This window comes from Longimicrobiaceae bacterium (genome assembly GCA_035696245.1).
Taxonomy (GTDB): Bacteria; Gemmatimonadota; Gemmatimonadetes; order Longimicrobiales; family Longimicrobiaceae; genus DASRQW01.
This window is the reverse complement of record DASRQW010000261.1, coordinates 1-10,341: the sequence shown is the minus strand read 5'-3', so window position 1 is coordinate 10,341 and position 10,341 is coordinate 1. Positions and strand designations below refer to the sequence as shown.

Genomic DNA, 10,341 nt, shown 5'->3' with positions numbered 1-10,341 from the left:
CACCTCCGTGCGCGCCTCCGTGTCCATCCCCGCGTGGTAGGCGCGCGCCGGCAGGCCCGCATCCGCCAGCACCTTGGCGACCCGCTCGGCCGTCTTCTGCAGCGTCACGTAGACGATGCCTGCGCCGGGCGGGCGGCTGCGGATGCGGTGCACCAGCACGCCGTCTCGCTGGGCGGCCGCGGTGGGATGGGTGGAGAGGAAGAGGTTGGGGCGGTGGAAGCCGGTGACCACCGCGTTCTGGGCGGGGATGCCGAAGCTGGCGCAGATGTCGTCCACCACCGATGGCGTGGCGGTGGCGGTCAGCGCCAGGATGCGCTCCACCCCCAGCTCGCGAGCCGTGTCCGCCAGCTTCAGGTAGTCCGGCCGGAAGTTGTGGCCCCACTCGGAGATGCAGTGCGCCTCGTCTACCGCGAACAGGGAGATGCGCGTGCGATGGAGCTGCTCCAGGAAGCGCTCGTTGTTGAAGCGCTCGGGCGCGACGTACAGCAGCTTGAGCGTGCCCGCGCGCAGCCGCCGGTCCACGTCCGCATGCTCCTCGCGCGTGAGCGAGCTGTCCAGCCGCCCCGCCTCGATGCCGCGGCCGCGCAGGTAGTCGATCTGGTCCTTCATCAGCGCAATGAGTGGCGAGATCACCACCGTCACGCCATCGAACATGAGCGAGGGAAGCTGGTAGCAGAGCGACTTGCCGCCGCCGGTGGGGAACACGGCCAGCGCGTTGCCCTGGCCGAGCAACGCGTCGATCACGCGACGCTGGCCGGGGCGGAAGCGCGGCAGCCCGAAGTGCTCGCGCAGCAGCAGGTCCACGTCTTGGATGGGTGGTGTGAGCACGGTCGGCACGGAATGGGGCTCCTGGAGCTCGGGTGATGCGCCTTGCCGGTTCTTCTGGCGACGGCGCGAAGGGTGCGCAGAGGCCACAAAGAATACGGAGTGCACAACACCCGGAAAACTCCCGAAACCTACCCGGTTGCTACGGTTCCTGCCACTTGGGTGCAAAAAAGTGCGGGGGCGGTCACCTTCGATGGCCGCCCCGCATCTCCTGCTCGTCCGACAGACATAGCCCAGTCCAGCCGTCCCGTTACGTCGCCACCCCTACCGTGGGACGAGGCCACAAGGTCAGCGCCACTTTCGTTAGGTCGATTCCCCGTTGAAGGATCGCTCCCTCGTGCCATTCGGAAAACGTGTACAGCTGCCGGTTCATCATCAGGCCGCTGTGCTCGAAAATGGCCTCACGCTTGGATGCCCAGGCCGCGTTCGAGACGCTGGGGTTCAGCTTCCTTGTAAGCAACGTCAGATTGCCTAGGGTGTGGACGAAGCGCTCACGGCTGCTCGCCTCTTTGTCATGAGGCTCCACATTGGGCAGCGGCCAGTGCTCCTTCCAGCTCTGCGGCATCAGGTGCTCGACCGTGAGGTCCGAAGGCAGGGCGACGACTTCCGATTTCGCGGTGCGAATGCCCATCTCTAGCGCTTCGAGCAGCATCCTGAGACGCTTGCGGACGAGCACGGTGTAGAGTGGTGCGTCGAGCAGCGCGCTGCTGAACTCGCCGTCGTCGGGCCAGCGGTTGGTGGGAGCGTCGCTGCGGAGGAGCAACTCGCGCAAGCTGTCGGCAGTCGCGGAGACCTCAGTGTCGAGAGCCTGGAGGATGTCGAGGAAGATCCGGTTGTACGCCTTCGTGGTAAGGCAGCAGACGGAGCGCCTCACGAGGAAAGATTCGACGTCCGCGAGAACGCGGAGCAACTGGGGGCGAAGCTCCACGGTGTCGAGCCGGCGGAAGATCTCCAGAAGCAGCGGGAGCACGGTGGTGGTGTCGAGCTGCTCCAACCGGTAGAAGAAGACGCCTTCGGGGGACGTGCGCGGGAACTCCTCGAAACGCTTGTAGATGCGGGAGAAGGTGCGGATGTCGGCCAGATGCTGCTTGGGCGAGAGGTCGGGCCGCTTCTCGGCGAACTCGCGGAAGGCAGGGAAAAGGTGCGTCGCGCCCACGTCCTCGCGCGTCCGAAGCGTGAGGAAGTGCTGGAAGAACAGGTCGATCTTGGGCCGTGTCAACCGGCCCTGGCGCACCTCTTCGCGCCAGAAGAGCGCCTCGTCGTCGATGGGCCGCCAGAAGTCCGCATGCAGCTCCTCTGCGTTCAGCCCCTGCGCTTCGGCTTGGTGGAAGAGGTAATTTTTGACCAGATCGCCGGGCAGGAGGGGGGCGCCCAATGCGTTGAGCGTCTGGAAGATGAGCTGCGCGTCGTCGTCCGACTCCAGATCGATGACGACCACGTGCAGGTCGTTGTTGACGGCGGTGTAGAGCGCCTTCATGCGGTCGCCGAGCTCTACGCCGGCCAAGTCGCCCAGCCACGTGGCCGCCTGCTCAGAAAAGTACAGGTACGCTTGGGGGATGAGATGGTCCTTATGGTCCAGCAACTCGGGCGATGCGTAGAGGCGGGTAAGCTCTGCCGCGGAGCCCGCAGTCATGGCGTGGCGGAAGTGGTCGCGGTCCACCATGGTGGGCCACACCTTGAATGGCTCGTCGGCCCCACCGCCGCCGAAGATCACGTGGTTCTGCGTGAGCCGGTGCCATGACTCGTGATACGCCTCGGCGGGGCCCACGCATAGGTCGCGGACGGCGGCGAGCGCCACCTGCAGCGTGGTCATGCGCTGCTGGCCGTCGATCACCTGGCGGTGGTCAGGGTTGCCGGTGGGGTACGGAGCTGGTCGAGCACCACCGCTCCCAGGAAGTGCGGGCGGACGTTGTCTCCGGCCAGCCTGCGCTCGGCAACGTCGGTGACCGCGTCCCATATGGGCTGCCAGTTCGCTTCCTTCTTCCACACGTACGGCCGCTGGAACACCGGCGCGACCAGCCGCAGCGACTGACCGAAGATCCTGCCCAGCGTTTGCTTGATCGCATTCATCAATACCGTCTCATCTGAAGGGGAAACGCCATCCAAGGGTCAGTCCCGGCTCCATGCTTCGTCCTACGCACTCACCGCCTCGCCCGCGCCCGCACGCCCCGCCGCTGCTTGGCCGGCGCAGCTGCACGCTCCGCGCGAATCCGCTCCAGCAGCACCGACGCAGGCTCATCGTCGGAGTCCTGCGGCACCAGCTCGCCGCGAAATGCTTTGTCGAGAATCGCGCTCTCCACGCGATCTATCTCCGCTGCTTGAGACATGAGGAGTTGCGTGACCTCCGCGTGCTTTGCGAGCAACTCGTCTAACTTGCGCAGTATCTCCTTCATCTCAGCGGGCGGCGCCAGGGGGATCGGAGCCGACGCGAGCGTGCCTAGGTTGAGAGTCTTGCGCGCGACCTCTCTCGACTCGCGATTCAGCCATTCCTGCATGGCGGGACTTTGAAGGAACCGTGCAATCCACCGCGCCGGAACGAGGGTGCTCGGCTCGATGCGCGCTATTGCACGTGCGATGTTCCCGCCCCGCAAGGCTTCCGGCACGATCGCGGTGCGGCCGATCGTGCCGACCAAAGACATCACGATCTCGCCCCCGCGGAGACGGGTACGGCGGTGTTCATCATCGACACTCGCGTCGATTTTCCGCATCCCGTCAACTGCGATCTCGCCGTTCTCCCCAATATCGCAGACTCGCAGTAGGGAGACTCCTTCTTCTACTTCGTGCCCAGGTTGTACAACACCGTAAGACAGCGGATAAACCGCCGAAGAGAGTTCTGTAGCCGTAGCCCACGTCCACGAGGCCGGCAACCGGGGGAGAGTGCTCGAATCGGTCGAGGGAGGTTCTTTATACTGCGTTAGTGAGTGATCGTGGATGCCGTTCGCTTGGCCCCGCTTGACGCGCCCCGCTCTGCTCCACGCATCTCTGCGGGCGGCACGAATCTCGTCCAGGAAAACGGATCCGGATTCTTGAGGTGTGGTCGCACGCCAGCCATCCGTTAAATCCCCACGAAACGCAGCGGCGAGCACCGACTGCCGGAACTGGTTCAGCAACGTTGGGATTACATCGAGCGCATCTCTCGCGCTGTGGCTGCGCGAACGCAGTTGGGCAATCCTCGCAAGAATCCGCCTCTGCTCGGCAAGCGGTGGAAGATCGAGGATAGTCGCCTCTATGAAATTCTTGGGTACGCGAGCCTGTCCCACACCGCTCTGCATTGTACCCCGAGCCGCGTCCCGATAGCTCTGTTGACGCATGAACTGGTGTAGGAATTCCGGTACGACGGCCCCGTGCGACCTCAAAACGAAGAACTCCGTGGTTCCGCACCCGACACCGTTCACTAGTCCACGTGCGACCGCAGATTTCCCGTTCTCCATGCAGGGCGTGATCTTCGCCCAGAGCACATCCCCATCGCTGAAATGCGTATAGCCCCGGCGCACGTCACCCAGCCTGCGCGTCTCCGGTTCCGTGATCTCGCCCGCCACATCGCTGACGGCCGCCATCGGCACGAAAGAGACTTCCACGTCGTCCGCGAGGTCTGCGCCGTGCTTGGGATTGATGTCGCACAGCTCGTCGATTCGCACCCTGGCCCACCCCGCCGGCAGCACCTCGGAAGTATCAGCCACCGGCCAGTACCTCGTCGGGCGCGAGCAGCACGTTCAGCGCTTCCATCTCCGCCAGTGCTTCCAGGAGCTTGGCGGTGATCTCCGCGGCGATCACGTCGGGCTCGGGCAGCTCCTCGTGCCGGCCCGCGCTCTCGTCGCGCAGCCAGGTGACGTCCAGGTTATCGCCGCGGCGCGCGATCTCGTCGCGAGTGAAGCAGCGGAAGCGGCCCTCGGCGCCCTCGTCGGTGCGGGGCGAGCGGCCGTGCGGGTCGTCGCCGTACGCCGCTTCGAACGGGGCGAAGTGCGCGCGGGTCAGCGGCGTGCGCTTGCCGAACGAAGGCATGTTGGTGCGCAGGTCGTAGAACCACGTCGCGCGCGTGTTGCCCATGTCGGACCGCCCGCGCGTGAAGAAGAGCACGTTCGTCTTCACCCCCTGCGCGTAGAAGATGCCCGTGGGCAGCCGCAGCACCGTGTGCAGGTCGCACTTGTCCATCAGGTCGGCGCGTATGCGGGTGCCCGTGCCCTCCTCGAACAGCACGTTGTCCGGCAGCACCACCGCCGCGCGCCCGCCCGGCAGCAGCCCGCGGTAGATGTGCTGCAGGAAGACAAGCTGCTTGTTGCTGGTGGGGTAGGTGATGTCGTCGCGCGTGGGCATCCCCCCGCCCTTCTTGGTGCCGAACGGCGGGTTGGTGAGGATCACGTCCGCCTTGGGCAGGCGCGCACCCTCGGGCGCCAGGGTGTCGCCCAGCTCCAGGTGCCCCTCGATGCCGTGCAGCATGGCGTTCATCAGCAGCAGCCGGTGCGCGTCGGGCACCAGCTCCATCCCCCAGAACGCCTCCTCCTTCTGAAAGCGCTGCTCCTTCTCGGAAAGGTCGAACGAGTCGATCGCCGCGTTGGCCACGATCAGGAAGCCACCGGTGCCTGCCGCCGGGTCTTGGATGACCTCGCCCGCGCGCGGCTTCACGCACGCCACCATGCTCTCGATGAGCACGCGCGGCGTGAAGTACTGGCCGGCGCCGGACTTCTGCTCAGTGGCGTTCTTCTCCAGCAGGCCCTCGTACATGTCGCCCAGCCCCTCCTGGCGGGCGCTGTACCAGTCCAGCTCGTCTATGCTATCCACCAGCTTGCGCAGGTTGCGCGGCTGCCGCAGCGACGTGGACGCGCCCGAGAAGATGGCACGCACGCGCGGCGAGCCGGCACCGCCCAGGTGCACCAGGAGCTCGCGGTAGAACTGGAGCAGGTCCAGCCCGTCGCGCGCCTCCAGGTCGCGCCAGCGCCAGCCGTCGGGGAGCTGGTCGGCTTCGGCGCCCGTCTCGGCGGCCATCTTGAGGAAGAGCAGGTACGTCAGCTCGTTGACGTACTGGTGATAGGTGATGCCGTCGTCGCGCAGTACGTGGCACAGGCCCCACAGCTTCTGGACGATCTCCTGCGTGGTCATTCCGTCGCTTCGCATAGTTGGGAAGATGTCAGGCCGACTGGCGCCAGACCTCGTCGTGCAGGTCGCCCAGCACCTCTTCGAGATGGCCGCCGAACACCCGGTCGATGTGCCTGAACCCGCCGCTGTCCACGAACACGGGGGCGGAGTCCATGGCGGCGCGGTCCACAACGGTGTCGCGCACCATCTGTTTGGCGATCCGCCGCAGCCACTCGAGCTGCTTGTAGTCCAGCGTGCGCCGGTCGCGGATGCGCTGCACGGCGCGGCGCACCCGGTCTTCGTACGGCTCCAGCGGCTCGCCCAGCGCCAGCGAGCGCACGTAGCCCACGATGCCCGCGGCCACGTCCTGGCTGCGTGCGTCGCGCCAGGCGGTGCGCAGCGCAGCCTCGGAATATCCCACCTCGCCCAACGCGAGCGCCAGGTCGCGGAGCTGCTTGCGCGTGAGCTCGCGCGGGCGCTGGAGGACCACCGTGAGCGCGGGAACCTCGTTGATGTGCGTGCGCACGTACTCCGCGAACCCGTCCAGGTAGTCGCCGGGCCGCTGGCCGTTGCCGTAGCCGTGCTCCACACGCCGCACGCGGTCCTCGTGCTCCGAGATCAGCAGCGGCGCCCCGCGGCCGCGGTGCCCGCGCGCGTCCAGCACCGGCCCCAGGTCGGGCCGCTCCGCGAAGAACGCGGCAGCCTCGGCAGGCGGCAGGCGGGCGAGGTGGTCGGCCAGCGGCTTGGGGCGCAGCCCCGTCACGCGCTCCACCTCGTCGGCCGGCTCGCCGTCCATGCGCGCGGCCACGCGCCGCAGCTTGGCCACGAGCTGGTCGCGCACAAGGGCGCGGCGCGGGTCGTCGTCCAACTCCACCAGCTCGCGCGCGAGCTGCTCGAACGGGATGGCGGGGTCCACCACCACCGGCGTCATCTCGGAGTAGGGCTGGAGCGCCGCGTACAGGTCAACCGCGTCGAATATGCGGAAGAGCGCCTTGTCCTCGCCGGGGCCGTACAGGCCGGGCGCCAGGCGGGTGGCGCGCCCCATCATCTGCTCGTACAGGATGCGGCTGCGTACCCGGCGCAGGAAGACGAGGTTGACGATGGCGGGCACGTCCACGCCGGTGGTGAGCAGGTCCACGGTGACCGCCACCGCCGGTAGCCGCTCGTTGCGGAAGCGGCGGATCCGCTCGCCGGGCCGCTCCACGCTGCCGGTGATCTTCACCACCGCGTCGTCGCGCACCTCGCCGTACACCTCCGCGAAGGCGCGCTTGAGCTGCGCCACCACCTTGTCCGCGTGCCGGTCGTTCACGCAGAACACGAGCGTCTTGCCGGGCATGTGCGGGTCGATCTGCCGCGCCAGCTCACCGCAGACCACGCGATTGAAGCTATCGGTCATCACGCGCCGGTTGAACTCTTCCACGTCCACCCGGATCTCGTCGGGGGTCTGGAAGACGTCGATCTGGGCGCGTGCCGCGTCGTACACCTGCACGGTATCTCCCACCTTCCACGTGATGCCGTCCTCCGCCAGCGCCGTGACGATGCGGGTGGGCGCCTCGTGGTCCACCAGGTAGCCGTCCACCACCGCCTCGCGGTACGTGTAGCGGAACACCGGCTCCCCGAAGATCTGCGTGGTGTGCAGCGCAGGCGTGGCCGTGAGCCCGATGCGTACGGCGTCGAAGTGCTCGATGAGGCGGCGGTACTTGGAGACGTAGTCGTCCTCGCTGCGGAACGACATCTCCACGTCGCTCATCTCGCGATCCAGCGAGTAGCCGCGATGGCACTCGTCCACCACGATGCAGTCGTACGCGTCCACCGGCAGCGCGCCGGCCGGGCTGCCGAAGAGCACGCGCTGGATCATGCCCTGCACAGTGGCCACGTGCAGGCGCGTGTCGCCCTCGGGCCGCACGTCGCCCAGCTCCTTGACCTCGTAGATGTCGGCGAAGCGCTGGCCCTGCTCTATGGGCACGGTCTTGAGTTGCGCGAGCGCCTGGCTCCCCAGCTCGGTGCGATCCACCAGGAAAAGCACGCGGCGAAAACGCTTCGACTTTACGAGCCGGTAGGCCAGCCCCACCACCGTGCGCGTCTTCCCGGTTCCCGTGGCCATCGCCACCATCATGGAACGGCGGCCGGCTTCCAGCGCCCCTTCCACGGCCTCCACCGCCCGCCGCTGGTAGTCGCGCAGGTCCAGGTCCGAGGTGGGCATCCGGTGCAACGCTTGCTCGGCTGCACCCACGTCCTGCTCCAGCAGTTCCAGCAACCCTTGCGGCGAGTACCAGCCCTGCAGCGGGCGCGGGTGGTTGGTGGTTCGCCGGGCGTCCAGGAACCAGATGCCACTCTCCGTCTCGGCCTGGGCGAAGTAGCCGCGCCCGTTGGTGGCGAAGAGAAAGGGTACGCGGAATGCTTCCCACGGCCCGCCCGGGGAGCGCTCTTCCGGACCGGGTGCGTACGCGCGGCTATAGCGCTTTGCCTGCTCGATGGCGCCCGGAACGTTCAGCGCCTCGCGCTTGGCCTCCACTACGGCGATGGGCACAAGCCCGGCGAAGAGGACGTAGTCTGCCTGCCCGTCGTCGGTCCACCACTCGGCGATCGCGCGGTTCTTCCCCGCCTCCGGCCGCGCTCCAGCCGAGAACCGCAGCCGCTCCGAATCCGCTTCCCACCCCGCTTCGCGAAGCTGCCGGTCGATGCTCTCTCGCGTGCCCCGCTCGTCCAGCTCCACGCGCCGCGCCGCGGCGTACCCGCGGCTGCGGTTAGCGGCCACCCGCCCCTCCGTGTCGGCCGCAGCCTGGCGCCGTACCGCGGCGAGGTCGGCCTGCATGCGGGCACGCTCGGCAGCCAGCAGCAGCTCCATCTCGCTGGCGAGCGTCAGGGCGGTGTCGCGCTCCTCGGCCGCCTCGCGCGCCCGGCGCTCGGCCTCTGCGCACACCTCTTCCGCCAGCTCCGCGGCCAGGCCGGCCTCTTCCACCCGCCGCCGCTCGGTCTCCACCTCCTCGCGCAGCATGGCGAGCTGCGCGGCGATCGCGGCGGCGGGATCGGCGGCGGGCACCGGGCGCACGAAGGCGCCGGGAGAGAAATCCGGGTCCGCGAAGGTGCGGTGATACCACACCCCCAGCTCCCGAGCAACCTTCAGCTGGTGCACGACTTCGCCCGTCGTGCCGGCAAACGCGTGCACCGCTTCGTTCCCCGAGATACGCAGCAGGTGGCACAGCTCCGCCACCTCGCGTGGCAGCATTCCCTGGCCCGACAGCTCCCGGATGAGCGCCGCCTGCGACGTCTCGGACCCGCGGCTTAGCCCCGCCTCGGCCGCGACGCGCTGCAGCAGCGCCTCGCCGAACTGCCGCAGCTTGAAAAGTGCGGTGTTTGGATCGCTGTGCGAGTACGCTTCGGCCATGGACGGCAGCCGCACCAGGAGCGGGTCGTGCGGGGCCAGGAAGGCGAAGTTCTTGGAGGCGAGCTGCATCGAAAAGCGGAGAGGGAAGCGGAGAGGAAGATAAACGGGAGGGCCTCAACATGTTTCCGGCCTGGCATGTTACGTACGACGGTGGCATCCGCGCAACACGCCCGCCGCGTCGGCCCGGAACGACCACGTACGGGTAGTGCACGAACCCTGGCCGAGAACGTGCGCGCCGTCGACCCGTGGGAGCAATGGCCTGCTCTCTCCGCTGGCACCACCGTTTGTTCGACGCGGGCCTACTGCGCGTGAGCGACGGCTACCGCATCCTCATCTCTCCCAGCCTCGCCAAGATCGGGGGAAGCGATGCGCGTAGGGTGGGCGGAGATGGCGGGAAGGACGATCTCGATACGGCGCCCAAACATTCTCAGGCCGGACCCCGCGCTCCTGCGGCGACGGCTGGAGATCATTCCACTCGCCGGGTGAGGTCCGACTTGGCGATGGGGGATACGGTACAGACGAGGGACACAGCGATCCGCCGAGTCAGTGCCAACGGCCCCATTACCCGCGGAGCTAGTTGCGGCTGAACGCCGGCTTCATCCGCGCGGCGAGGTCGTGCATGTGTAACGGACGGAGGCGCGCGGCAGGATCGAGAGGGCGCTGGTCGGGATGCGAGCCATCGAAGCGGACGGTGGCCACGGCGATGGCGCCCAGGTCCAGCAGCCGGCGCTCGGCAGAGGTCATGGGGGCCGCCACGTGGTAGCGGCCCTCCAGCAGGAAGATGCCCGCGCGAGGCGCCACGCCCTGCGCGGTGTCGAACGCGGAATGCGGATCCTGGAAATCGAGCGTGTACGGCTTCATCCGGCCTCGGGTGCGGCGGGTTCGGGCGCCTGGCGCAACGGAAAGCGCGTAGGTGCGGGAGATACACGCGTTCCCGGCCGAAGTTCTGCCGTCCAACGGGCTAGACGCGAGAAGGGCCGCCCCGATCCGAAGATCGAGGCGGCCCCTTCCGCTACGTCCGGCCGAGGCCGGGCGCTGGCTGCTTAGCCGACGCG

The 10,341-nt window shown here is 67.8% G+C and carries 7 protein-coding genes; all 7 read right to left on the bottom strand.

The genetic code is table 11. The features are described from left to right. Positions 1-837 (bottom strand): RecQ family ATP-dependent DNA helicase (locus VFE05_12235; GenBank protein HET6230832.1); only part of this gene is annotated, 837 nt, incomplete at its 3' end. A 238-nt stretch (positions 838-1,075) separates the two neighbouring features. Further along, positions 1,076-2,659: a DUF262 domain-containing protein gene (locus VFE05_12230; protein HET6230831.1), complete on the bottom strand. Its 1,584-nt coding sequence runs from the start codon at positions 2,657-2,659 to the stop codon at positions 1,076-1,078. Beyond that, positions 2,656-2,895 carry a DUF262 domain-containing protein gene (locus tag VFE05_12225; GenBank protein ID HET6230830.1) on the bottom strand — a complete coding sequence of 80 codons (240 nt, stop codon included), beginning with the start codon at positions 2,893-2,895 and terminating at the stop codon, positions 2,656-2,658. The genes VFE05_12230 and VFE05_12225 overlap by 4 nt, the downstream gene beginning before the upstream one ends. A 71-nt stretch (positions 2,896-2,966) precedes the next feature. Continuing rightward, complete coding sequence (locus tag VFE05_12220) at positions 2,967-4,505, bottom strand: restriction endonuclease subunit S (GenBank protein ID HET6230829.1); 1,539 nt, start codon at positions 4,503-4,505, stop codon at positions 2,967-2,969. Next, positions 4,498-5,922, bottom strand: coding sequence for an N-6 DNA methylase (locus tag VFE05_12215; protein ID HET6230828.1), 1,425 nt, complete (start codon positions 5,920-5,922; stop codon positions 4,498-4,500). Before VFE05_12215 ends, VFE05_12220 begins: the two co-directional genes overlap by 8 nt. Positions 5,923-5,950: 28 nt before the next feature. After that, positions 5,951-9,355 carry a type I restriction-modification system endonuclease gene (gene hsdR / locus VFE05_12210; protein HET6230827.1) on the bottom strand — a complete coding sequence of 1,135 codons (3,405 nt, stop codon included), beginning with the start codon at positions 9,353-9,355 and terminating at the stop codon, positions 5,951-5,953. Between the two features lie 504 nt (positions 9,356-9,859). Next, positions 9,860-10,147 (bottom strand): hypothetical protein, encoded by a 288-nt coding sequence (locus VFE05_12205; GenBank protein ID HET6230826.1) that lies wholly within the window; start codon positions 10,145-10,147, stop codon positions 9,860-9,862. Positions 10,148-10,341 lie beyond the last annotated feature (194 nt).